We start from the raw sequence: 23,280 nt of genomic DNA on the forward strand, positions 1-23,280 counted from the left end.
CCCGTTGTCGGCTTTGAATGATCCCCATACAGGTGATCCCTGGAAGGGGCTACATGCACGGCTTACGGGTGTCCGCCGTCCTCACACTGATCGTCGGCGCCGCGTTTCTCGGCGCACAGCCGTCCGCCCCGGCCGTAGCCGGGCCGGCCGATCCCGAACCCGTCTCGCTGGTCACCATCTCCGTGCCCGACGCGGCCGCGATGGAACGGCTCGTGGAGTCCGGGGCCGACCTCACCGAACGCGTACGCCCGCAGCCGGACGGCAGCGTCCAGGTCGACGCGGTGCTCACCCCCACCCAGCTCGCCGCCCTGCCCCAGCTCGGCGCGAGCCTGGCCCCCGACGCGGCGCCCCGGGCGAGCACGACGGCCGACGGCACCCGGGACCGGATCGTCATCGAGCGGGCGGTCTGGTACAAGTCGCGCGACGGGTACTTCCTGTCCGTCGAAGCCTCCAGCAGCGCCGCCCAGGCCGCCACGCTCACCGTCGCCTGGAAGGGCCGGCGCGGCACCAGCGGGCAGGCCGAGATGGTCGCGTACGTGGACGCCGGCGCCTACCTGGGCCACCAGCTCACCGCCCCCGTCCCGGCCGACGCCCAGCCGACCAGGATCACCGTCACCTCCGCCGCCGGCGGCAAGGCCGAGGCGCGGGTGGCCGAATGGCCGGGCGGTGACCGGCCCGCCAAGACCGGCCCCGGCTACCAGAAGGACTTCGTCACCCAGTACATGACGCCCGCCCAGCTCAACGAGCGCATCAGGGCGCTGAACCGGCGCTATCCCAAGCTCACCGAGCTGATCGCGCTGCCGTACCGGACCAACGGCTACCGCCGCCACGCCCAGGCGCTGATCGGCACCGCGCCCGCCGCCGCCGTCGTGATCACCTCCACGGCCTACGGCTCCGAGGGCGGCAACGACCTGTCCGTCGAGCTCACCGATCCCGGCACGCCCGGCAGCCCGCTCCGCGTCAGCATCGACGGCAAGCTCGTCGCCGTCAGCCTGGCCACCGACGACTCCGGCGCGCCGGTCAGCACCGCCGCCCAGGTCGCCGCCGCGATCAACGCCACGCCGGGCCTGCCCGTCAGGGCCTCCGTCTACCGCACCGACCCGGGCGCCGGCGTCATGGCGCCCGCGCCGCCCGTCCAGCTCGACGACTTCCTCAGCGCCCCCGCCGACGTCTCCCGCGCGCCCGCTCAGGTGCTGGCCCTGCGCATCGGCAGCCGCCGCGACGGCTCGCGCACCGGCGTGCTGGCCTACGCCCAGGAGCACGCGCGGGAATGGGTGACGCCGCTGGTCACCATCGAGGCCGCCGAACGGCTGCTGCGCAACCACGACCGGGACAAGGCCACCCGGCGGCTGCTCGACCGTACCGACATCTTCATCGTGCCGACCGTCAACCCCGACGGGGCGAACTACAGCTTCTACGACTTCAACGCCCAGCGGAAGAACATGACCAACCACTGCCCGGCGCAGCAGGCCGACCCGGCGGCGCGCAACACGTGGGGCGTGGACGTCAACCGCAACTACGCCGTCGGCTCGCTGTCCGACGGCTACTTCGGCGCGTCGGCGAGCTGCCAGTCCGGCACGTACGCCGGCCCGGCCGAGCACTCCGAGCCCGAGAGCCGCAACGTCGTCTGGCTGGCGCAGCGCTACCGCAACATCAGGTTCGCGATGAACGTGCACAGCTACGGCGGCTACTTCATGTGGCCGCCCGGCGCCTACCGGCTCGACGGCCGGGTCACCCTGCCCAGGCCGACGCGCCAGGAGGAGGCGTACTTCCTGCGCTCGGCCCGCACCATCGAGCAGGCCATCGTCGCCGAGCGCGGCACCGTCATCTGGCCGCAGCAGACCGGCCCCGTCACGGACGTGCTGTACTCGGCGGCCGGGAACTCCGCCGACGAGCTGTGGTACGACTACGGCGTCTACGGGTGGGACTTCGAGGTGGGCGCCGACCTGTGGAACCCCTCGACCCGCCGGTGGGAGGGCGTGGGCTTCCAGCCGCCGTTCAGCGAGGGACACGCCGAGGCGATGGAGTTCGCCGCGGGCCTGATCTCCCTGATCGGCATCGCCGCCGACTACCGGGAGCCGTGATGGATCCGCGTCTCAGACCACCTGCCGGCCTGCCCGCCCGGCTGCCCGCCCGGCTGCCCGCCCGCCTGCTCGGCGTCGTCGTCGCGGTCGCGCTGATCGTCATGCCGCAGGCCGGAGGCCTGCCCGCGCTGGCCGACCCGGCCGAGCCGGCGCCTCCTGCGGTGCGCGACTTCGGCAACGGCCCCGAGCGGAACGAGGTCGCCGCCGGCACGCCCGGCGAGGCCGCCGCCCTGCGCGGCGCCCCGGCCGGGGAGCGCCCGTACGGGTGGTCGCACGACCGCGGCTACCCCAGGCGCACCCGGCTGCCGCTGCCGCCGGAGAACCCGGCCGACGCCTCGATCAAGCTGGGCCTGGTGCCGTACCACGGCATCGCGCCCAAGCTGAACGACCTGCAGTGGCGCGGCGACCGGGTGAGCGCGGAGATCATCGGCAGCTCCGCCCAGGGGCGCGACCTCTACCTCGTCACCGTCACCGCGCCCGAGAGCGCCGCCCAGGCGCGCGAGCAGGCCCGCATCCGCGAGCGCATCGGAGACGATCCGGCCGCCGCCGCCCGGGACCGCAAGCTGGCCAGGACCTACAAGGCGCCGATCTTCGTCAACGGCAACATCCACGGCAACGAGTGGGAGGGCGCCGACGCCGCCCTGCGCACCATCGAGCAGCTCGCCACCAGCACCGACCCCGCCGTCACCGACCTGCTCAAACGCACCCGCCTGTACTTCAACGTCACCGCCAACCCCGACGGCCGGGTGAACAACGCCCGCCAGAACGGCGCCGGGTTCGACCTCAACCGCGACTTCGTCACCGCCTCGCAGCCCGAGGTCAGGGCGATGCGCCAGATCATGATCGACACCCAGCCGGTCGCCATGCTCGACCTGCACGGCTACGTCAACGGCACGCTCATCGAGCCCACCACGCCGCCGCACGGCGCCAACTACGAGTACGACCTGTTCATCACCAACGCCTACGCCAACGGCCTGGGCATGGAGGCCGCGATCAACGGCCTCGGCTACACCCCGGCGACGGACGGCGTGGAGCCGGCCCAGATCCCGTTCCGCGACTCCGCCGAGGGCTGGGACGACTGGCCGCCGATCTTCACCCCGCAGTACGCCCCCTTCCACGGCGCGGTCGCCGCGCACACCGTGGAGATCCCGCTGCGGGTCAACGGCTCGGCCTACGACCAGACCCCGGCCGAGGAGCTGCGCCGCCGCTCGGCGGTCAACACCGACGTGGCCGCCGCCGCGATCCGCGCGACGTACACCTTCGTCCGGTCCCGCCACGACCGGCTGGTCGCCGACCAGATCGAGGTCTTCAGGCGCGGCGCGGCCGGCGAGCCGTCGAAGCCCGTGCCGCTCGGCATCGTGCCCGGCTTCGGGCCCGAGGACGTCTACACCACCACCTTCCCGCGCGCGTACGTCATCCCCGCGGGCTCCGGGCAGCGCTCGGCCACGGCCGCCGCCCGCCTGGTGGACCACCTGATCGCGAACGACGTCCGGGTCGAGCGGGCGCGGAGCTCCTTCCGCTCGGGCGGCAGGACGTACCCGGCCGGGTCGTACGTGGTCGACATGCGCCAGCCCAAGCGTGGTCTGGCCAACGTGATGCTGGAGCCCGGCGCGGACATCTCCCCTCGGGTCGATGCCATGTATGACATCTCGGGCTGGAGTCACGCCCTGCTCTGGGGCGCCACCGCGGAGCCGGTCTCGTCGTTGCGCGCCGACACCGTCCCCGTCAAGGCGGCCGCGCCGACCGGCTCGGTCCCGCGCGCGCCGGGGCCGCTGGCGCTCAGGGCCGGGGACGCCAAGGAGGTCAGGGCGCTCAACGACCTGCTGGCCCAGGGGGTCGCGGTGACGTGGAACGGCGGCACGGCGATCATCCCGGCCTCGGCCAGGAACGCCGCCAGAACCGTCGCCGAACGCCACGGCGTCGCGTTCACCCTGGCGGGCGGTCACGCGGGCGCTCACGGGAGCTTCCCGGCAGGCGCTCGGGCGGGCACATCGTCAGGTGCTTCGGCGGGCACTCCGGCGGGTCCTGCCGCCGGCGCTCCGCTCGGTCAGGTGCGCGTCGCCGCCGCGGCCTCGGCGGACGAGCTGTTCACGCTGCGCGAGCTGGGCTTCCCCGTCACGCCCGTCTCCACCGCCGTGCTCAACGCCGGCTTCGACTGGAGCGGCATCGACGTCCTGTACGTCTCCAGCGGCCTCAGCCACGCCGCGCTCAACCCGGCGGCCAGGACGGCGCTGGAGGCGTTCCTGGCCGGCGGCGGCGTGATCACCCGAGGTCAGACGGGCGCCCGCTTCAACACCGACGCGGGCCTGCTCACCGCCACCACGGTGCCCGGCCGCGGCGACGCCAACGGCGTGGTCCGCACCGTCTCCTCCGGCGGGCCCGTGGGCGGCGGATCGCCCGCGCACTCGTTCGTGTACTCGCCGCTCTGGTTCACCGGTCTCGGGCCCGAGGTCACGGTCGAGCAGTCGTACGCGGCCGACGGCCCCCTCGTGTCCGGCCACTGGCGGCCCGACGGGCAGGGGGCGGGCGGCCCGGACGCGGCCAGGGGACAGGCGGCCGTGGTCAGCGGGCGGGACGAGCGGGGCGCGGCCGTGGTGCTCTTCGGCACCGAGCCGATGTTCCGCAACCATCCCAAGGGCCTGTTCGCGCAGGTGGCCAGGGCGCTGTACTGGTCGAGCTCGGTCACGGTCACCACCCCTTGACCGGGCCCATGATCAGACTGTGCTAGATTCACACCTTCCGGCCGGATTTGATCCCGGCCGGAAGGTGTTTGTATGACCTCTCCACCAGCATCGGTGCGGCCCATGAGCGCCGCCGACCGTCCCGTGGCCGAACGACTGTGGCTCATGTTCCGCCACGACATGGCCGACTACCAGGGCGGACTGCCCAGCCCCGACGCCACGTACCACAGCGACCGGCTGAACGCGGCGCTCGCCGGCGACGACTGGGCCGCCTACCTGTTCACCAGCGGCGACCATCCCGTGGGCTTCGCGTTCGTCCGCGCGCTGTCCGGCCCGGCGCGCGTGCTGAACAGCTTCTTCGTGGTACGCGGCGCCCGCCGGTCCGGGATCGGGATGGCGGCCGTACGGGACGTGATCTCCCGCCATCCCGGCCCCTGGGAGATCGCCTTCCAGGACGCCAACACGACGGCCGTCTCGTTCTGGCGCCGCGTGGCCACCGAGCTCGCCGGCCAGGCGTGGACCGAGGAACGCCGGCCCGTACCGCACCGGCCCGGCGTCCCCCCGGACGTGTGGATCTCCTTCACCGCCTGACACCTGGCCAGGCCGCACCCTCGTCAGGCCGCCGGCGTCCAAGGCGCGGGCGGCCCGACTCCGGGCGGCGTCAGCCCGCTCGGCCGGTCAGGCGGGTGCGTAACCGGCCGGGCGGGTGGTGAACGTGCCGCGGCCCTGGGTACGGCCGCGCAGCCGGGTGGCGTACCCGAACATCTCGGCCAGCGGCACCACCGCGGTGATCACCACCGTGCCGCCACGGGCCGTCGAGCCCGAGATGCGGCCGCGCCGGGCCGGCAGGTCGCCCAGCACGCCGCCCGCCATGTCGTCGGGAACGGTCACCGTCACCTCCACCACCGGTTCCAGCAGCACCATCACGCAAGAGCGCAGCGCCTCGCGCAACGCGAGCCGCCCCGCCGTGCGGAACGCCATCTCCGAGGAGTCCTTCACGTGCGTGGCCCCGTCGGTCAGCGTGACCCGCAGGCCGGTCACCGGATGACCGCCCAGCGGGCCGTCCGCCAGCGCGTCCCGGCAGCCGGCCTCGACCGCGCGCACGTACTCGCGCGGCACCCGCCCGCCGGTCACCGCCGAGGCGAACGCGAAGCCCTCCGCCAGCGGTTCGACGTCGATCACCACATGCGCGAACTGCCCGGCGCCGCCGTCCTGCTTGACGTGCCGGTACAGCAGCCCGGACACGCCGCGCCCGACCGTCTCCCGGTACGACACCTGCGGCCGGCCGACGGAGACCTCCAGCCCGTGGTCGCGGCGCAACTTCTCCGCCGCCACCTCCAGATGCAGCTCGCCCATCCCGGACAGAACGGTCTGCCCGGTCTCGGCGTCGGTCCGCACGGCCAGCGACGGATCCTCCTCCGCCAGCCGCGCCAGCGCCGCCGCGAGCCGGTCGGCGTCGGTGCTCCTGCGCGCCTCGACCGCCACGGACACCACCGGCTCGGTCGCGCCCGGCGGCTCCAGCAGCAGCGGCGAACCCGGCGCGCACAGGGTCGTCCCGGTGCGGGCCGCCTTCGGCCCGACCAGCGCGACGATGTCGCCGGCCACCGCCTGCTCCGTCTCGGCGTGCCGGTCGGCCTGCACGCGCAGGATCCGGCTGATCCGCTCCGTCCGGCCCGTGCCGGCGTCCAGCACCGTGTCCCCCTTCCGTACCGTGCCCGCGTACAGGCGCGCGTAGGTGAGCCGCCCGGTCGCGGTCGAGCTGATCTTGAACACCAGCGCGGCCAGGGGCGCGTCCGGGTCGGCGGCCCGTTCCCCGCCGTCCTGCCCGCGCACGGGAGGCACGTCGAGCGGCGAGGGCAGATACCGGACGACCGCGTCCAGCAGCGGCTCGATCCCCCGGTCGCGGTACGCCGCACCGCACAGCACGACCAGCCCGGCACCACTGCCGGTCAGGTCACGCAACGCGGCGGCCAGCGTCGCCTCGGAGATCGCCGGCCCTGGGGCCGGGGATCCCGGATCCGGGGATCCCGGATCCGGGGATCCCGGATCCGCGGGCCACGAATCCGGCATTCCCGCATCCGCCGGGGCCGCGCAGAACTCCTCCAGGGCGGCCGGATGCAGTTCGGCGACCGCCTCCTCCAGCAGGCGGCGCCGCCGCAGCGCCTCCTGGCGCAGGTCGGCCGGCACGGGGCCGGTGTGGCAGACGCCGTCGTTCCAGACCAGGGCCCGCAGGGTGAGCAGGTCCACGACGCCGGTGAAGCCGTCCTCGCGCCCGATCGGCAGCTGGACCACCAGCGGCGCGGGATGCAGCCGCCGCCGGATCGACTCGACGGCCGCGTCGAGGTCGGCTCCGGCCCGGTCCAGCTTGTTGACGAAAGCGACGCGCGGCACACCGTGCCGGTCGGCCCGCCGCCAGACGGACTCGCTCTGCGGCTCGACCCCGGCGACACCGTCGAACACCGCGATCGCGCCGTCGAGCACCCGCAGCGAGCGCTCCACCTCGTCGGAGAAGTCGACGTGGCCGGGGGTGTCGATCAGGTTGATCCGGTGCCCGTCCCAGTCACAGCTCACCGCGGCGGCGAAGATCGTGATGCCGCGGTCGCGCTCCTGGGAGTCGAAGTCGGTGACGGTCGTGCCGTCGTGCACCTCGCCGCGCTTGTAGGTGGCGCCGGTGAGGTAGAGCACCCGTTCGGTGACGGTGGTCTTGCCGGCGTCCACGTGGGCGAGAATGCCGATGTTGCGGACGGTGGTCAGGGAGTTGAGCAGGTGAGCACGCACGGCCCTTGCCCCTTCCGGGACGTTGTCGTTCGAGGACGGCGCGATTACCCCGGCGAAGGGGAATCCGTCAGGGCAGCATCCAGCGGCGGCCGCGCAGCCGGCGCCGGGAGGGCGAAGACACCAGGATCACCTCGTAACGCGACGGGGGGACGACGGCGGCGGTGTGGTCACGCATGGCCGGCTCCCTTCCTCGTCCCGTGATGGCGTCGATCAAGGAGTGTAGCGACGGCGTACGGCGGAGGGAATCGAATATTTCCGCCTGATGTGCGGCTTTGGGTGCCTATTTGGTCACGTAGCGTTATGAAGAGTGGTGTGGCGCTCGTAGGGTGATTTGTCGGAAAATGTCCGAGACCCGTGTGCGCACGGGCATCCGCGTCACCACCGCCCCGGGGCGTGGGGCGAAGGTGTTTGATGGCATCGGCAGAATGGTAGAGGCGTATTTAGCAGGGGATATGGAGATCGCCCCGCTATCGGGAGCCTTCAGAGAAGGCGTGATAGGCGGTCTCCGCGGTTACTGAGACCGCCGGATCGGGGGAACCCAATGCGCAAGACCCTCACCGGGCTGGGCCTGGCGTTCTTCTTGACGCTAGCTCCGGCTGCTGTCGCGACGGCCGACTCGCCGGTCGCGCCCGTCGCGCAGAGCCAGGTGACACCCGCACCACAGGACGACAGGAGAGACGAAGGCGGCGGCAACGCCGGCCTGTGGGGCCTGCTGGGCCTGCTGGGTCTGCTCGGCTTCGCCGGTATGCGCAAGCAGCGCAACCACGTAGGCAGCGCCGAGCACATGGGGCACCGCACCCAGCGCCCGTGACAAGGCCAGACCTCGGCCCCCGGCCGGGGTGACCTCCGATGTGGCACGGCCGGCGCCGACCGGCCGTGCCACTCGGTGGACGCACGTCGCCCGTCCTGACCAGCGGGCACGTGACGCTCCGGCCGTCCGGAACCGTCCTGACCGGCGGGCACGTGAGGCTCCGGCCGTCCGGAACCGGCCGTGCCGGGTCCGTGAGACTCCGGCCGTTCACCGGGAGACGACGTGGCCGACGCGGAAGAAGCCGTCCGGGTCGTAGGCCCGCTTGACCTCGCGCAGCTCCGCGTAGTCCGCCGCGGTGAAGGCCTGCGCCGTCCGCGCGGGGTCGGCCAGGAAGTTCAGGAAAGTCCCGCCGTTCGCGTACGGCCGCAGTTCCTCGGCCAGCCCCGGCACGACGGTGTCCACGATCGCCGACAGCCGGGTGGAACGGTGGCTCACAGGCCCGGCGTCCGGTCCGGGACGGCCCAGGGCGCCGCCCCAGTGCCGGATCTCCACCGTCTGCGCCCGCTCGGCGGCCCGCACCAGGGTGCCGATCAGCGCGTCGGGGACGGTGTCGAACATGTCCATGTGCCGGTTCGGGGTCCCGCCCATGGCCGTGGCCGCGTACGTGCTGATCCGGGTCTCGTCCAGCAGCGCCGGACCGGCCGCCCGCCACAGCGGCGCGAGCAGTTCGCGGGCCTCGCGCGCCGGTCCGGTGTGCACGACCTTGACCATCGCCACGTGCCGGCCACGCACCGCCGCCGGCGTTCCCTCGTCGCCGGGCATCCGCCTGAGTACCACGGCGGTGCTGATCTCGTCGGGGGCGTCGTCGATCCAGTCCCGGTACGCCGTCAGCAGCTCCGCCGCCACCTCCACCGGGAAGTACGCGAACCCGGAGAACACCTCGGACACCGGGTACAGCCGGAACTCCAGCGAGGTCACGACCCCGAACCCGCCACCGCCGCCGCGCAGCGCCCAGAACAGCTCCGGATGGCTGTCCGCGCTCACCGTGACCTGCCGGCCGTCGGCGAGCAGCACCTCGGCCCGCACCACGCTGTCGGCGGCGAATCCGTGCTTGCGCCCGAGCCAGCCCAGCCCGCCGCCGAGCGTGTAGCCGACGACGCCCACGGACGGCGACGAACCGGACAGCGGCGCCAGCCCGAACGGCGCGGCGGCGGCGACCACCTCGCCCCAGCGCGCGCCCGGCCCCACGCGGGCGATCCGGCGGGCGGGGTCGACCAGGACCGATGCCATCGGGGCGGTCTTGACCAGGATGCCGCCGTCGCAGGCGGTGTGCGTCCCGTGCCCGGTGGCCTGGACCGCGAACGGCACCCCGTTGGCCCGCGCGGCCAGCAGCGCGGCGCGCACGTCCGCGGCACCGTACGCCTCGGCGACCAGCGCCGGGCGGGAGTCCACGGCCGGGTTCAGCGAACGGCGCGCCTCGTCGTAGCCGGCCTCGCCGGGCAGGTGCACGGGTCCGGTGAACCCGGGCAGGCGGATCTCGTCCTGGATGGTGTACGGCTGGCTCATGTCTGCGGCCCTTCTCGTCCTCGGTGATCTGAGATCACTGTGCTGGAGGGCGCTTACGGCCTTGTTCCGATCGCCTTACCGCGGCCCTTAAGCGCCTGAAGGACTCCAGGATCGTCCGGCCGGGGCCGCCGCCGAATCGGCCGGTCGTCGCCACGGGGGATACGCCGAGGGGTGTAGGAGAGGGGCGGTCCGCGTACACCGTCGTAGAAGCACATGCGGCGGGACCTCCGCACCGCCCTCCGGCCCCGCCGCCCCCTCCGCCTCGGGGGAGGGCTCGTGGACCTGGACCGATGACCGCGGCAAGAACATCTCACTCCCGCGGCGGCCGCAGCGCGTCGTCGCCCAGTCGATGAAGATCGAGGAGATGGCCGCGAAGCCGACCTGGGCCAAGCTGCCCGCGGTCAAGGCCGGCCAGCTCTACCCGTGGCACGCGGCCGAGCGTTACAGCTACCTCGGGTACGCCAAGGTGATGGAAGTGCGGAAGACGAACCTGGAGAAGTCCCGGGACGACGTGGTGAAGTAGCCGCCTGCCAGTTGCCAGTTGCCAGTTGCCCGTTGTCGGCTGCCGGAGCCGATTACCGGAGCCGACTGCCGGGTGCCGACTGCCGGGTGCCGGATCAGGTGACGGGGACGATCTCCGCCGCCGTCAGGAAGCCGCCCTTGATGGTGAGCAGGCCGATGGTGCCGTGCGGCTGGCGGCGGCGGTCGGTGGGGGAGCCCGGGTTGAAGATCCGCAGGCCCTCGCCCGACTCGTCGAGCGGGATGTGCGAGTGCCCGAAGACCACCAGGTCCGCGTCCGGGAAGCGGCGGCGCATCCGGGCCAGGCGGCCCTTGGCCGGACCGCTGTCGTGGATCATCCCGACCCGAAGGCCGTCCAGCGTCAGCTCCAGCGTCTCCGGCGCCTTCACGTCGGGGCCGTCGTTGTTGCCCTTGACGACGTGCACGGGAGCGTAGGCGGCCAGTTCGTCCAAGACCGAGGGGACACAGACGTCACCCGCGTGCAGGATGACGTCGGCGCCCCGCAGGTGCCCGGCGACCCGCGGCGGGCACTCGCGCCAGCGTCTGGGCGCGTGCGTGTCGGATAGAGCGACCACCTTCACCCGCTCAGTCCTCCCCACTCACCCGCGCCTCACCCGCGACCGACCCCCACTCACCCGCGCCTCACCCGCGCCTCACCCGCGCCTCACCCGCGCTTTACCCTCGCGAGCCGGCCGCACGAACCGGCCAGGCTCGCCTGGGTCGATCATGCCGGGTCGTACAGCTCCCGTAGCCACTCCCGCCACCGCGTGCCCTGCTCCTCCCCGCCACCGCCGAACAGCAGGTGTGAGGCGATCATGGAACCGCCGAACCCCTGGAGGAAGCGGTAGATCGCGTCGCCGGTCCGCACCCCCACCGTCTGGGAGTTGCGATAGAAGACGACGCCCTCGACCCCGTCCCCGGGCCCGAAGCGGATCCGGTCGCCGGGTGACGGCGGGCCGCCCAGAGCCGCGTTCAGCCGTTCCCACGCGTGCGGCCAGTCCGTGACGGGCGGGCTGAACTCGGTGAGCGGGGTCGCGGCCCGCCCCGCGAAGTGGTTCAGGTATTCGACCAGCGTCGCGAAGTACATCTCCAGACCCCTGGACATGGCCTCGAACTCGTCCTGCCAGTCGTCGCCCGGCAGGAACCCGCTGGTCACCATGCGGATGACGGTGCTGCTCCGCTCCCGCCCCTCGATCATGAACTCGTACGCGACGAAACGGCCGTCCTCGCCCTTGTCGCTGCCGTGCGCCAGGCGGGCCGGCGGCTCGGCCTCGGTCACGGTGGACGGCGGCAGCTCGAACGGCCCGAACGCCGTGCGGACGACGCCGTCGGCCACCTCGGTGCGCCCCATGAACCAGGAGTCGATGCCGGGGCCGGTCGAGATGGCCTCCCAGACCTCCTCCGGACTCGCCCCGACCTGCGCCTCCTGGGGGAGCTCGAACCCGTGCCCCACGTCAGTGCTCCTTCACCGCGGGATGGACGGCCACGATCAGCCGATGGTCCCGCCCGCCCTCGGCGCTCTCGTCGTGATATTTGCTGACAAGTGAGGTGACGCACTGCGCCAGCTCCTCCGCGAACGCCGCCCGGTCGGCCGCCGACGCGAAGCGCACCTCGCCGTCGAGGGCGAACGTGGACACCCGCTTGCGCGTCTTGGCGGCCCCCGTGATCAGCGTGCCGACATCGCGTACGAGCTGCGCGGCCAGCGCCAGCAGCCACCGCGCCGACAGCCGGTCGGAGAACCGGCCCGGATCGGGCTGCACGGAGGCCAGCGCGACGGGCGAGATCACGAAGGACGCGGCCGTCGCCTGCATCACCCGTTCGGTGACGTTGCCCTTCTTGCGCTCCTCGACCAGCTCCACCAGCCCGTGCCGCTCCAGCGTGCGCAGGTGGTAGTTGACCTTCTGCCTGGCCAGGCCTACCTTGGCGGCCAGCGAGGTCGCCGAACCCGGCTCGACCAGCTCGGACAGCAGTTTCGAGCGCATGGGGTCGAGCGACGCCTCGGCCGCCGCGGGGTCCTCGATCACCGCCACTTCGTGCATGGGCTGAACGATGCCACCGAAAAAAATCCTTGTCAAGAAGCCGAGTGGCCGGCCGTCACGGGTGAGGGCGAACGTCTACCCTTGACACCGTGCGTACCCCCGATCCCGCCCCCGACCTCGCCGGCATCGCCGATAGGCTGGCCGCCGTCCCCGGGGTGGCGGCCGTCGTCCTGGGCGGCAGCCGGGCCCGCGGCACCCACAGGCCCGACTCCGACATCGACCTCGGCCTCTACTACCGCGGCGACCTCGACGTCGGCGAGCTGCGTACCCTCGCCGCGAAGCTGACCGGCCAGGACACCGAAATCACCGAGCCGGGCGGTTGGGGCCCCTGGGTGGACGGGGGCGGCTGGCTCACCGTGGACGGCTGGCGGGTGGACTGGATCTACCGCGACCTCGACCGGGTACGCCGCATCTGGGACGACTGCCTGGCCGGCCGCTACGAGATCGGCTTCCAGGTCGGCCACCCGCTCGGCTTCTACTCCCACGCCTACGCCGGCGAGGTGGCCCTGTGCCAGGTGCTGGCCGACCCCGGGGGCGAGCTCGCCGCGTTGCGCGAGGAGACCAAGCGCTACCCTCCCGCGCTGCGGGAGGCCCTGATCGGCGGGCTGTGGGAGTGCGACTTCGCCCTGACGACCGCCCGGTACGGCGCCGCCGGCCGCGACCCGGCCTACGCGGCGGCGACCCTGTTCCGGGCGATCGGCGTGGCCTGCCACGCACTGCACGCGGCCGACGAGACCTGGCTGATCAACGAGAAGGGCATGATCGCCTCAGCCGACCGGCTCCCGTCGGCCCCGGACGGCTTCGGCGACCGGGCGGGCGCACTCCTGGCGGCGGTGGGGGAGACCCCGGAGCAGATCGGCCACACCATCGACGCCGCCACCCACCTCATCACCGACGTCCGCACAGTCTGCGGCACCTGACAGGGTACGGCCCGCAGCACCTGACCGCTCAAGCCGGCGCCCGGTTGCCTGACCGCTCAAGCCCGCACCCGGAACTTTCGTGGAGCGCGCGTCGTACCGCCGGAACCGCGGCGGATCCGCGAGCGTTGTACTGGCGATGCCGGACGACCAACCGCCTCTGGCGGCGACCGAGCGGGCGGCGACCGCGGGGGAGCACGCCCCTGTCGTGGTGTTCCTGCACGGCGTGGGCTGCGCCCGCGACCAGTTCGCTGCCCAGCTCGCGGGCCTCGATCGGCGGCTGCTGTTGCTCAGCCTGGATCTGCCCGGCCATGGCGCGTCACCGCCGCTGCCCGGTGGCGAGTACGGGGTGGCGACGGTGGCCGCGGCGGTGGAGAACGACCTGGTCAGGCGGGGCTTGGGCGAGATCGTCCTGGTCGGGCACAGTGCAGGAGGCATCGCCGCCCTCCTGGTCGCTGCGACACGACCCGATCTCGTGCGTGGTGTCGTCGTCGTGGACTCCACCATCGCGCTCACGGAGCCCGAGCTCCAGGCAAACCGGGCACGTTCCATCGAATCAGACAATAGTGACTGGCGGCGCCACTTCATGGGCGCGATGACCCGAGCGTGGGGCACGGGCGAGCACGGCCGGGCCGCGGTGTTCCGGACGCTGGAACGCACGCCCATCCACGTCGCCAAGCCGTTCTGGCACAGCGTTCTGGCCTTCGAGCCGGAGTACCTGTGGCGCCGCGTCACGGTGCCCGCCCTGTACATCAGGTCCCGGCGCGACACCGACCTGCGGCTGCTCCGGACGCTCAACCCGTTGATCTCGACAGCGGATCTGCGCCCGCGCTGCGGCGGGCACTGGCCGCACGTGCAGTGTCCTGACGCGGTCAACGAGGCACTGCACCAGTTCCTGACCCGGCTCGGACTTATCGGCGGATGAGGGGATGCCATCGTGGACGTGTCCGTGCTCATCAACATCGGAGCGGTGATCGTGTCGATCCTGGCTCTGGTCACCTCGGCGCTGCTGGCGCGTAACCAGTTCAAGGCGCAACGGCACGGCAACCATGTCGGCCCGCTCGTCGAACTGCTCAAGGAGTTCCGCTCGCTGGAGTTTCACCGCAACTACGCCTTCATCAGGAACGAGCTACCGAAACTCTCCAGTGACCTGGGCATCTCCGGGCTGGACGAGGAGGTCCAGCGCAAGATCTACGACATCGGATACTTCTTCCAGCTCTACAGCATCCTCGCGCATCTTGACGTCATCGACCGGGAGTTCATCGGGTCCCTGCTGCGCAGGCGTTATGTCGAAGCCTGGGCCGCACTCGAACCGTTCGTGCGCAAGGAGCGAGAGCTGCAGGGGCTGCCCGGCAGTTCGATACTCAACATCCTGGAGCATTTCGCGGTTGATCTGCGCGACCACCCGCCGACCGACATGCAGGTGGTATTGCGTCGCTGAACGCGATGCCGGAGGCGGGCGGCTTGGCGCTCAGACCGGCTGGTCGAGGGCGCGGGTGAACCGGATGGCCTCTTCCCGGTAGCCCGCGGCGGCGTAGAAGCGGCGGGCGACGGCCAGTTCGCCGATGTAGGCCTCCATCGGCCCGGTGAAGTGGCGACGGGTGTTGACCGAGACCACGCCGACGACCTCGCCCTCGGCTTCGGCGACGAACGCGGCGCCGGGATGGTCCTGTTCGGGCGTGAAGTAGCCGGCGAGCCACTGCCTGGCCGCCTCGACGACGGCGTCGGGGTCGGTCCATCCGGGCAGCCCTTCGCCCAGCCGGGAGACGAGGGCCATGACGGCCTGGCGATCTTCTGCGCGAACGGGACGGATCTGGATGGATCTGTGCTCGACGCTCATAGGTCGAAGCATGTCATTCTGGGCCGTGCCGGGTGGCGGTCCGGGTATGTCACCAGCTGTCTGAGGAGCTGCTCGGCTCAAACGTGGTGGGCAAGAGCGCCCTGCTGGACGCCGTCACCGGCACCGGGCCGGCCCCGGCACCGCTGCCCCGTCTCAGTGCGGTCATGAGCGGCAGCGGGCCGACGGCGGGGACGGGGACTTCGGGCGGCCGACGCGGGCCACGTGGAGAAGCGTCTCCGGATCGGACACCCCCAGCCGCCCCGCCAGCACCTCCCTGGTCGGCTCGCAGTCGATGACCTGGCTGAGCGGATGTGTCGTGTACCCGAGCCCGGACAACGTCAGCCAGTTCCGCATCAGCGCCCGGCCCAGCCCGACCTCCTCGGTGACGTCGCCCACCAGCACCAGCACGTCCCCGTCGTAGTCGAGCAGCCCCCGCGACGCCCCCGCCAGCACCCTGGGCAGGCCGAGCCGCCGCAGCGCCGGGTACAGGGCCAGAGAGGCGCGCAGCCCGAGCGCCTCCACCCTGGTGAGCGCGAGGGCCCGGTCGCTCAGGCCGTCGAGGAAGTAGCGCCGGTGCCGCCGGGTCAGCCGCAGCCAGGCGCGCAGCTCCCGCGTCACCCGCCGGTCGCCGAACTGGTGCAGGTCCGCCGCGTGCAGCAGGTCCGCCAGGTCCCGGCAGGGGAGCCGGCGCATCCCCTCCATGGCGCCGGCCACCTCCTCGGGCAGCCGCCCGCCGTGGTACTCGCCGCGATTGGCCCCTCTGGCCCGTACGTCGGCCGTGGTGAACGGCGTCTCGTACCGTCGCTCGGCCGCGTGCAGGAAGCCCACCCGCAGCGGACCCGGATCGGGGCGGAAGGCGACGTCGAGGCCGGCGTCCGCGCACACGATCAGGCAGCACTCGACGAACGCCCCCAGGCTGAGCCGCAGGTCACGCCCCGTCGGGTCGCTGACGGGCAGGGCGCGGGCGGGGTCCCAGCCGACGGCCACCTCGTCACCGTCGTACGTGAGCGTCCACGGCTGGGTGTTGTGCGCGCTGGGCGCACGCCAGAAGTCGGGCTCCAGCGCCCGCAGCTCTCTCACACGAGGTCCTTGGCGTAGAAGGTGTAGCCGTGCAGCGGCCGGCCGCCCATCTGCGGTGTACTGGGCGGCCGAGCCCGGGTTGGTCCGCTCCACGTACGTGCTGCGCAGCGTGTGGTAGCCGCCCCGCCGCAGCCCGTCGTGCAGCTCGCGCGAGAGCAGCCGCATGTAGCCGCGCCCCTGCTCGTCCGGGACCGTGCCCTTGACGATCAGCACGGCCTCACGGCGGAAACGGGAGCGGGTGGCGAGCAGGCGGAGCTGGTTGAGCGGATGCAGGTTCCCCCGGATCCGGGCCACGAAGGCAGAGATGTCGGGCAGGCACAGGACGAACGCGATCGGCCGGCCCGCCTTCGTCAGATAGAGCAGCAGGGCCTCGTCCAGCAGGTACGCCAGCCCGTCCGTCTGCTCGGCCAGCTGCTCCGCCGAGATCGGCGTGTAGTAGCCGAGCGAGGCGAAGCTGGCGTTCAGCATCTCCCGCAGGATCGGCAGCTGCTCCTTCACCCGCCGCCGGTCGCCCCGGTGCACCCGCAGCTCCTCGGCCCGCAGGCGGATGTCGTCGAAGGCGAAGACCGGCTTGTCCGGCACGGGGCAGATCCAGGTGTCGGACTCGAAGCGCCGGGTGAAGCCGTGCGCCTCGTACGCGGCCGGATAGTAGGGAGGGTTCCAGGCGCTGTCGATGAAGCCGCGCTCGGCGAAGCCGGAGGTGATGACGCCGCCCGCCTGGTTGGGCAGCAGCGAGACCGGCCCGAACAGCGGCCGCCCGCCCCCCGCCGCCGCGATCCCGTCGAACAGCTCCTCCGCCGCCTCCTCGGCGAACTCCGTCAGCCCGAACAGCCGCGTGGCCCGCCCGAGCCTGGCGTCGAGGGCGGCGTCGGTGTGCAGCGTGGTCCTGGCCACGACCCGGCCGCCGCGCCGCAGCACGTACAGGGGCACGCCGCGGCGCCGCCACCCGCGCACGGTCGCGTGCAGCGGCGGCACGAAACGTTCGTCGCCCGCGTACAGGCGGTCCGTCAGCGCGAGGAAGTCGCGCAGGTCGCGGCGCGTCTCGACCCGGCTCAGCGATCCAGGGCTCACGGGCGCACCACCCGCGGGCCTTCGCCGTCCTCGGTGGACAGCGGCGTGAACGTCTCGATGTGCGCCATCGGGCCGCCTTCGGCCCGCCACGCGCCGTTGCTGTAGCCCTCGGGCTCGGCGTTGTAGAGCCGGATGTAGCCGGCGGTGGCGTTCCTGGTGCCGTCGGTCACCCATCGCATGAGCTCGCGGTGGTGCCGGCTGCGGGCGAAGCGCAGCAGCGCGTCGCGGTCCTCGAAGAACGCGATGGTGCCCAGCGTGTACGGAAACTCCCAGTAGATCTTGTGCCAGCGGTAACCGCGCATGCGCTTCATGTCACGGACCATCCGGAACCAGGTCAGCGTGAGCTTGATGATCGACAGCGGCCCCCGGTAGCGGGTCGCCCCGACGAACATCGCCGTCGCCCGCCCCTGCGGCGGCGCCTGGCTGAAGTCTGTGGTCCTCATGCGTCCTTCACCAGGTAGACGTTCTTCATCTTGGTCAGCCCCGCGAACGGCCCCTCGCCCAGCCCGAACACTCTGATCCGCAGGTCGGCGGCCGACGGGTCCTCCTTGAGCGACTCGGCGAAGTCACGCGAGACGGCGCTCAGGTGGGCCACGACGCCCTTGCGGCAGATCGCCACGAGATCGTCCCTGTCCACCTCGCCACGCACCTCCAGGTTGATCACCGGGCGGTACTCCAGGCCGGGCAGCTCCTCCAGCGACAGGCAGAACCGGTTGATCGCGGCGGCGTGCGGGTTGCCCTGGTAGAGGCCGTACTCGACGTCCTGCGGATAGAGGTTGGCCCCCATGTAGGAGATCGTCGAGTCCTTGCGGCCGAACAGGAACAGCAGCGGCAGGCTCATCCGCTCGTCGGTCCACATGCGGGCGTACGCGTCGTCGCCGAGTGCCCGCCTGACCTCGGCCAGGGTGTGCAGCCGAGCCTCGTCGCCGACGTTGTAGCGCAGCTTGGGCTGCAGGCAGCTCTTGGTGTTGATCGTGCACAGCAGCTCGCCGTCCGCGTTCACCTCCAGGAACGTCTCCAGCGGGTTGTAGTGGAAGATCATCGGCAGCCGCTGCTCGCCCGGCCCGAGCAGCCGGTCGCGCAGGTCCTGGTCGGTGGCCAGCCGCTTGCGCAGCCGCACGCTGAACCCGCTCTCCGCGCCCATCCCGATCGTCAGGTCGCTGGCGCCGTAGCCGGAGCGGACCTCCTCGAAGCGCTCCTCCAGGTAGTCGCGCAGCGCCTCCGTCATGCCCTCGCCACCGACCATGCCGCGCACGCGGTACTCGGCCCAGGGGAAGCCCGCCTCGTCGAGGCGGTCGCGCAGATGCTTGAGGAACGGCGGGTACGCCGCCACCACGTAGTCGTAGCCCGGCCCGAAGTGCTCCAGCGTGTCGGCGATCTTCTCCAGGTCGGGGCCGGTGTTCTTGACCATGGCGATGCGGGCCATGGCGGCGCCCGTGGTGGTCCCGGTGGCCCACGCGCCCATCGAGTACGCGTTGATCACGAACAGCCGCTCGCCGGGGAAGACCAGCTCGATGTAGCCGGCCGCGTTGCGGTAGATGCCCTTGAGCTCGCGCGGCCCCCGTACCCAGTTGTACGGTTTGCCGCTCGACCCCGACGACTCGTCCACGATCACGCCCGGCCGGTGCAGCCGGCCCTCCTGGCAGCGGCTCGCCTCGTCGTAGACCCCGGCGTAGTTCTGCTTGGTGGTCTCGGGGAAGTCCGCCAGCCCGCGGGCCTGCTCGGCGCCGTTCGCGCGCAGGAAGTGGCGGTAGGCGGGCACGTCCACGGCCGCGAACTGGCAGGCCACCCGCGCGTGCCTGGCCGCGACCCGGTCGAGCGCGGGGTGGTAGCCGCGGGCGACGAGCCGCCAGACGGCGGGGTGCAGGGCGCCCAGCCGGTACGCGCCGGTCAGGGCCCAGGAGTAGGCCTGGAGCCGGGCTCTGCGCCAGCGCTGGCGAGGGGTGAGCGGCCCGAGGGCGGGGCTGAGGCGGATCATGACGGGTGACATTAGTGCGATCAGATGAAAGATCGCTTTAAGTCCACTTTCATCGGTATAACGGCGCACATGCGGAACGAACCTTTCCGCGTTCTCTTCTAGCGTGGGTGCACCGGACGAGGAGGACATGGTGATCGAACTGTCGTGGCCGCAGGTCAGCGCGAGGCGGCTGGAACGCGCCGGCCTGAACGGCCGCCCACCGGGCCCCACCGGGCCTGACGTGGCGAGGCCGGATGCGGCGGGATCGGACGCCGCGGGGCCCGTCGCGACGGTGGCGGCGATGTGCGGGGCGCACGCGCAGGTGATGTCGGCCGCCGAGGCGTCCATCGGGCTGCGGCTGCCCGGCGTCACCCGGGCCGCCGTCCGCGAGGCGCTGTGGAGCGAGCGCACCCTGGTCAAGACGCACGGCCCGCGCGGCACCGTACACCTGCTGCCCGCCCGTGACCTGCCGATGTGGGTCAGCGCCCTGTCGTCGGCCCCCGCCGCCACCCCCGTCGCCACGGGCGACGTCAGGATGACGGGCGAGCAGACCGAGCAGGTGGTCGAGGCCATCCGGAAGGCTGTCACCGGGGCCGCGCTGACGATCGACGAGCTGAGCGAGGCGGTCGTCGCCGCCACCGGGCCGTGGGCGGCAGACCTGGTCATGCCCGCCTTCCAGGCTTACTGGCCGCGCTGGCGGCAGGCGATGGCACTCGCGGCGCACCGGGGCGCGTTCGTGTTTGGACCGGTACGGGGCCGCAAGGTCACCTACACCGCCCCGCCGGACGCGCCGCCCGTGACGGACGGGCTCGCCCGGCTCGTCACGAGTTACCTGACGGCGTACGGGCCGGCCACGCCCGAGGACTTCGCCCGCTGGGCCGGCGGGCCGGTGCGCTGGGCCGGCGAGGGGTTCGGCGCGGTGGAGCTGGAGGAGGTGCTGTTCGAGGGGCGGCGGGCCTGGGTCCTCGCGGGCGACACCGCGGTGCCGGAGGAGCCGCCGCGCGGCGTGCGGCTGCTGCCGTACTTCGACGCGTACGTGGTGGCGGGCCGGCCCCGCGAGCTCCTGTACGCGGGCGACGCGGCCGCGCGGGCGCTGGCCGGCGGCCAGGCGGGCAACTTCCCCGTGCTGCTGGTGGACGGGAACGTGGCCGGCGTCTGGCACCAGCGGCGCTCGGGGAACCGGATCGACGTCACGGTCGAGCCGCTGCGTGACCTCACCGCAGGCCGGTCGCGCGAGCTGGAGGAGCAGGTGGAGCGGCTGGGCGAGGTGCTGGAGGCCCGGCCGCGCCTGACCATCGGCCCGGTCACCGTGGGTGCGCACGCCTGACAGACTCCATGTGACTCCCTTTCGTACGGCATAATAGGGAGTGATATGGAGCGATACACCGTCGAGCAGGTGGCCGATCTGCTCGGGCTGCACGTCAAGACCGTCCGCAACTACGTACGCGAGGGGCGGCTGCCCGCCGTCAGGATCGGCAGGCGATACCGGATCGCCAAGGAGGACCTCGAGGCGTTCACCGGCGTTCCCGTGACGCCGGCCGGGCCCGCCGCGTCCCGCCGCGCGGAGGTGTCGAGCATCGTGCAGGTCGACGGCCTGCCCAGACCCGCGATGGACCGGCTCAGCACGGCGGTCCTGGGCGCGCTGGGCGGGGAGCCGAGCGGCGTGCGCGTGCAGTTCGTCTACGACGAGGAACGCGAGCAGCTCAAGGTCGTCGTGCTGGGCGGCCTGGAGGAGAGCGCCCAGGTCCTCCGCCTCATCGACGCGCTGGTACGCCCCTGACCCCCGGCTCCCACCCGTTTCCTGGAGATTCCCTGAAATGACCGACATCCTGCGCTACGACCCCGACGGCCGGCCCCTGAGCGAGGTCCGCGACGTGCTCGACCTCATCGGCGAGGCCTGGTCCACGCGCGCCACCTGGGTCTCCGTGCCCGCCGACCGCCTGCCCGGCGGCTTCTTCACGCTGAGCAACGGCGTGGCGGGCGAGATCACGCAGAAGTTCGCCCAGTACGGCATCGGCCTGGCCATCGTGGGCGACGTCGCCGGCCACGCCGCGAGCAGTTCGTCCGTGCGCGACTGGATCTACGAGTGCAACCGCGGCCGCCAGCTCTGGTTCGTCCGCGACGACGAGGAACTGACCACCCGCCACGCGACCCTCGGCTGACGTCACCGATCTCCGCCCGCGCCCGACCGGCGACGCCCGCACGGCCGCCCCGAAGCCGTCCGGCCGGTTCGGCGGAGCTCAGCCCGCCTTGACGGCCGTCTCGATGCCGTCCAGCAGCACGCCCAGCCCCACCGCGAACGTCTCGCTGACCCGATGTTCCAGGTACGGCTCGTCGCCGCCGGGCCCGTCGTCCTCCGACTCGATCCACGCCACCATCGGAAACCGGGCGGCGAACCCCGGCGCGACCTCCTCCAGCAGGGACGAGCGCGCCTGCCACCACTCCTCGTCGGAGACCCCGGTCTCCGACGGCGCCAGCCGCGACTCGCTGACCGTCTTGGCCGCCCCCCTGACGAAGTCGAACAGCAGCGCCACCACCCCGCGCAGCCGGCGCGGGCGCAGCCCGGTGGCGCGCAGCACCGCCACCACGCTCTCCAGCATCGCGAACTCGTTGGGCCCCAGCACCGGCCGCGCCTGCGACACCTGCAGCACCCAGGGGTGACGCAGGTAGAAGGCCAGCGTGTCCTCGGCCCACGCGGCGACGGCCGCCCGCCAGCCCCGGCTCAGGTCGTAGGCGGAGGGCAACTCGGCCAGGGCGCGGTCGTACATGAGGTCGACCAGCTCGCCCTTGCTCGGCACGTACGTGTACAGCGCCATGCCCGTGCGGCCCAGCCGCAGGCCCACCTTCCGCATGGACAGCGCCGCCATGCCCTCGGCGTCGGCCACCGCGATCGCGGCCTCCACGATCGCGTCGACGCTCAGCCCCGGCTTGGGGCCCGGCCGCACCTCGCCCGGCTCGCCGCTGCGCCACAGGAGTGCCATGGACCGCCGCGCGTCACCCTGACCTGCGTAGACGACCAAGCGGAACTCCCCGTCCTGGACAATTCTTTACGGCATAAGGATATCAGCGGCGTTCTTTCCCCGATCTCCGCGCGATCACCGCGGCGAGCATCTCCCACGACGTCTCCGGATGCAGGGTCTGCTCGGGGTCACCGTGGAACGGGTCGAGCACCACGGTCTCCGCGCCGAGCACGCGCAGCTCTTCGAGGTCGTCCATGATCTGCTCGATCGTGCCCACGCCGGCCAGCCGGTCGGTGCCGGTCACGGGCTCGGGCGTCACCCGCAGCTGGATCCGCGGGGCCAGCGCGGGGGCGGCCACGCCCTGCTCCGCGGCCAGGGCCACCACACGCGGATAGGTCTCACGCAGGTAGGGCAGGGTGTTCCAGAGCGGGTGCCAGGCCTGGCCGAAGCGCACCGTGCGGAGCAGCGCCGCCCGGCTCTCGCCGCCGACCCAGATCGGCACGCCGCCGCGGTAGTCGCGTTCGTCGGCCCAGGCGGCGGTGATGGCCGCCAGATGCTCGTCGGTGAGCCGGCCGCGCTGGTCGTGGGCCACCCCGAGGGCCTCGAACTCCTGCCGTGCCCACCCGATCCCGACGCCCAGCACCAGCCGGCCGCCGCTGAGGTCGTTGAGGTTGGCCGCCATGCGCGCCACCAGCAGCGGATGACGGTAGGGGACGATCAGCACCGTGGTGCCGAGCGCGACGTGCGTGGTGACGCCGGCCAGCCAGGAGAGCGTGGTGAACGGCTCGTAGAAGGGCGCGGGATACTTCGCGGCGACGTCGGGGGTGATCGCCACGTGGTCGGAGACCATGAGCAGATCGAACCCGAGCCCTTCCACCGTCTGCGCCCAGTGGCGGATCATGCCGGGGTCGGTGCCCGGACCGAAATTGGGGACGTTCACACCTAGTCGCACCCGGTCAGGCTATCGAGTGATCACCCACCGCGGAAATCCAGCACCGCTCAGGTGGGGACGCGCAGCGTCCCGGCACCCCTACCGC

22 protein-coding genes are annotated in these 23,280 nt (G+C 72.4%); 11 read left to right on the plus strand and 11 right to left on the minus strand.

Annotated elements, in window-relative coordinates; all coding sequences use genetic code 11:
* Nucleotides 1–53: 53 nt before the first annotated feature.
* From OIE67_RS17285 to OIE67_RS17295, 3 genes are all read left to right on the plus strand, one after another.
* Nucleotides 54–2,084: a M14 family zinc carboxypeptidase gene (locus tag OIE67_RS17285; protein ID WP_326641488.1), complete on the plus strand. Its 2,031-nt coding sequence runs from the start codon at nt 54–56 to the stop codon at nt 2,082–2,084.
* Nucleotides 2,084–4,786, plus strand: a complete 2,703-nt coding sequence (locus OIE67_RS17290; protein WP_326641491.1) for a M14 family zinc carboxypeptidase — start codon at nt 2,084–2,086, stop codon at nt 4,784–4,786. The genes OIE67_RS17285 and OIE67_RS17290 overlap by 1 nt, the downstream gene beginning before the upstream one ends.
* Before the next feature lie 72 nt (nt 4,787–4,858).
* Nucleotides 4,859–5,356, plus strand: coding sequence for a GNAT family N-acetyltransferase (locus tag OIE67_RS17295; RefSeq protein WP_326641493.1), 498 nt, complete (start codon nt 4,859–4,861; stop codon nt 5,354–5,356).
* An 87-nt stretch (nt 5,357–5,443) separates the two neighbouring features.
* On the opposite strand, the gene OIE67_RS17300 is transcribed toward OIE67_RS17295, so the two are convergent.
* The gene (locus OIE67_RS17300) at nt 5,444–7,543 is read right to left on the minus strand and encodes an elongation factor G (RefSeq protein ID WP_326641495.1); all 2,100 of its coding nucleotides are present in this window, start codon (nt 7,541–7,543) and stop codon (nt 5,444–5,446) included.
* 541 nt (nt 7,544–8,084) lie between these two features.
* Here OIE67_RS17300 and OIE67_RS17305 point away from each other — a divergent pair.
* Nucleotides 8,085–8,354 (plus strand): WGxxGxxG family protein, encoded by a 270-nt coding sequence (locus OIE67_RS17305; protein ID WP_106246730.1) that lies wholly within the window; start codon nt 8,085–8,087, stop codon nt 8,352–8,354.
* 207 nt (nt 8,355–8,561) lie between these two features.
* Here the strand turns inward: OIE67_RS17305 and OIE67_RS17310 are convergent, their stop codons facing one another.
* Entirely contained in the window at nt 8,562–9,860 is a 1,299-nt protein-coding gene (locus OIE67_RS17310) for an FAD-binding oxidoreductase (RefSeq protein ID WP_326641498.1), read from the minus strand.
* A 349-nt stretch (nt 9,861–10,209) separates the two neighbouring features.
* Between OIE67_RS17310 and OIE67_RS17315 the strand changes: the two genes are divergently transcribed.
* Nucleotides 10,210–10,383, plus strand: coding sequence for a hypothetical protein (locus OIE67_RS17315; protein WP_326641500.1), 174 nt, complete (start codon nt 10,210–10,212; stop codon nt 10,381–10,383).
* 94 nt (nt 10,384–10,477) lie between these two features.
* Here OIE67_RS17315 and OIE67_RS17320 read toward each other — a convergent pair whose 3' ends face one another.
* From OIE67_RS17320 to OIE67_RS17330, 3 genes are all read right to left on the minus strand, one after another.
* Nucleotides 10,478–10,960, minus strand: coding sequence for a metallophosphoesterase family protein (locus OIE67_RS17320; RefSeq protein WP_326641502.1), 483 nt, complete (start codon nt 10,958–10,960; stop codon nt 10,478–10,480).
* Nucleotides 10,961–11,103: 143 nt separating this feature from the next.
* Nucleotides 11,104–11,832 (minus strand): SRPBCC family protein, encoded by a 729-nt coding sequence (locus tag OIE67_RS17325; protein ID WP_326641504.1) that lies wholly within the window; start codon nt 11,830–11,832, stop codon nt 11,104–11,106.
* Between the two features lies 1 nt (nt 11,833).
* Nucleotides 11,834–12,418 (minus strand): ArsR/SmtB family transcription factor, encoded by a 585-nt coding sequence (locus OIE67_RS17330; RefSeq protein ID WP_326641506.1) that lies wholly within the window; start codon nt 12,416–12,418, stop codon nt 11,834–11,836.
* 89 nt (nt 12,419–12,507) lie between these two features.
* On the opposite strand from OIE67_RS17330, the gene OIE67_RS17335 reads away from it, so the two are divergent.
* The 3 genes from OIE67_RS17335 to OIE67_RS17345 all read left to right on the plus strand — a co-directional run bounded on the left by OIE67_RS17335 (nt 12,508) and on the right by OIE67_RS17345 (nt 14,776).
* Nucleotides 12,508–13,338 carry a nucleotidyltransferase domain-containing protein gene (locus OIE67_RS17335; RefSeq protein ID WP_326641508.1) on the plus strand — a complete coding sequence of 277 codons (831 nt, stop codon included), beginning with the start codon at nt 12,508–12,510 and terminating at the stop codon, nt 13,336–13,338.
* A gap of 136 nt (nt 13,339–13,474) precedes the next feature.
* Complete coding sequence (locus OIE67_RS17340; RefSeq protein ID WP_326645379.1) at nt 13,475–14,260, plus strand: alpha/beta fold hydrolase; 786 nt, start codon at nt 13,475–13,477, stop codon at nt 14,258–14,260.
* A 12-nt stretch (nt 14,261–14,272) separates the two neighbouring features.
* Nucleotides 14,273–14,776 (plus strand): DUF4760 domain-containing protein, encoded by a 504-nt coding sequence (locus OIE67_RS17345; protein ID WP_326641510.1) that lies wholly within the window; start codon nt 14,273–14,275, stop codon nt 14,774–14,776.
* A gap of 30 nt (nt 14,777–14,806) precedes the next feature.
* Here the strand turns inward: OIE67_RS17345 and OIE67_RS17350 are convergent, their stop codons facing one another.
* The 4 genes from OIE67_RS17350 to OIE67_RS17365 all read right to left on the minus strand — a co-directional run bounded on the left by OIE67_RS17350 (nt 14,807) and on the right by OIE67_RS17365 (nt 19,304).
* Nucleotides 14,807–15,175, minus strand: coding sequence for a GNAT family N-acetyltransferase (locus OIE67_RS17350; RefSeq protein ID WP_326641512.1), 369 nt, complete (start codon nt 15,173–15,175; stop codon nt 14,807–14,809).
* A 162-nt stretch (nt 15,176–15,337) separates the two neighbouring features.
* A complete protein-coding gene (locus tag OIE67_RS17355; protein ID WP_326641514.1) occupies nt 15,338–17,326 on the minus strand; it encodes a nitroreductase family protein in 1,989 nt (662 codons plus the stop codon).
* Entirely contained in the window at nt 17,323–17,769 is a 447-nt protein-coding gene (locus tag OIE67_RS17360) for a DUF4188 domain-containing protein (protein ID WP_326641516.1), read from the minus strand. Before OIE67_RS17360 ends, OIE67_RS17355 begins: the two co-directional genes overlap by 4 nt.
* Complete coding sequence (locus OIE67_RS17365; RefSeq protein ID WP_326641518.1) at nt 17,766–19,304, minus strand: phenylacetate--CoA ligase family protein; 1,539 nt, start codon at nt 19,302–19,304, stop codon at nt 17,766–17,768. The genes OIE67_RS17360 and OIE67_RS17365 overlap by 4 nt, the downstream gene beginning before the upstream one ends.
* A 103-nt stretch (nt 19,305–19,407) precedes the next feature.
* On the opposite strand from OIE67_RS17365, the gene OIE67_RS17370 reads away from it, so the two are divergent.
* The 3 genes from OIE67_RS17370 to OIE67_RS17380 are packed head-to-tail and all read left to right on the plus strand — an operon-like array spanning nt 19,408 to nt 21,445.
* A complete protein-coding gene (locus OIE67_RS17370) occupies nt 19,408–20,610 on the plus strand; it encodes a winged helix DNA-binding domain-containing protein (RefSeq protein WP_326641520.1) in 1,203 nt (400 codons plus the stop codon).
* 45 nt (nt 20,611–20,655) lie between these two features.
* Nucleotides 20,656–21,063, plus strand: coding sequence for a helix-turn-helix domain-containing protein (locus OIE67_RS17375; RefSeq protein ID WP_326641522.1), 408 nt, complete (start codon nt 20,656–20,658; stop codon nt 21,061–21,063).
* 37 nt (nt 21,064–21,100) lie between these two features.
* Entirely contained in the window at nt 21,101–21,445 is a 345-nt protein-coding gene (locus OIE67_RS17380) for a DUF4180 domain-containing protein (RefSeq protein ID WP_326641524.1), read from the plus strand.
* Nucleotides 21,446–21,523: 78 nt separating this feature from the next.
* Here the strand turns inward: OIE67_RS17380 and OIE67_RS17385 are convergent, their stop codons facing one another.
* Together OIE67_RS17385 and OIE67_RS17390 are read right to left on the minus strand one after the other, a co-directional pair.
* Nucleotides 21,524–22,303 carry a TetR/AcrR family transcriptional regulator C-terminal domain-containing protein gene (locus OIE67_RS17385; RefSeq protein ID WP_326641526.1) on the minus strand — a complete coding sequence of 260 codons (780 nt, stop codon included), beginning with the start codon at nt 22,301–22,303 and terminating at the stop codon, nt 21,524–21,526.
* A gap of 43 nt (nt 22,304–22,346) precedes the next feature.
* Nucleotides 22,347–23,195, minus strand: coding sequence for an LLM class flavin-dependent oxidoreductase (locus OIE67_RS17390; RefSeq protein ID WP_326641528.1), 849 nt, complete (start codon nt 23,193–23,195; stop codon nt 22,347–22,349).
* Between the last annotated feature and the right edge of the window lie 85 nt (nt 23,196–23,280).

This window comes from Nonomuraea fuscirosea (assembly GCF_035917475.1).
Lineage (GTDB): Bacteria > Actinomycetota > Actinomycetes > Streptosporangiales > Streptosporangiaceae > Nonomuraea > Nonomuraea fuscirosea.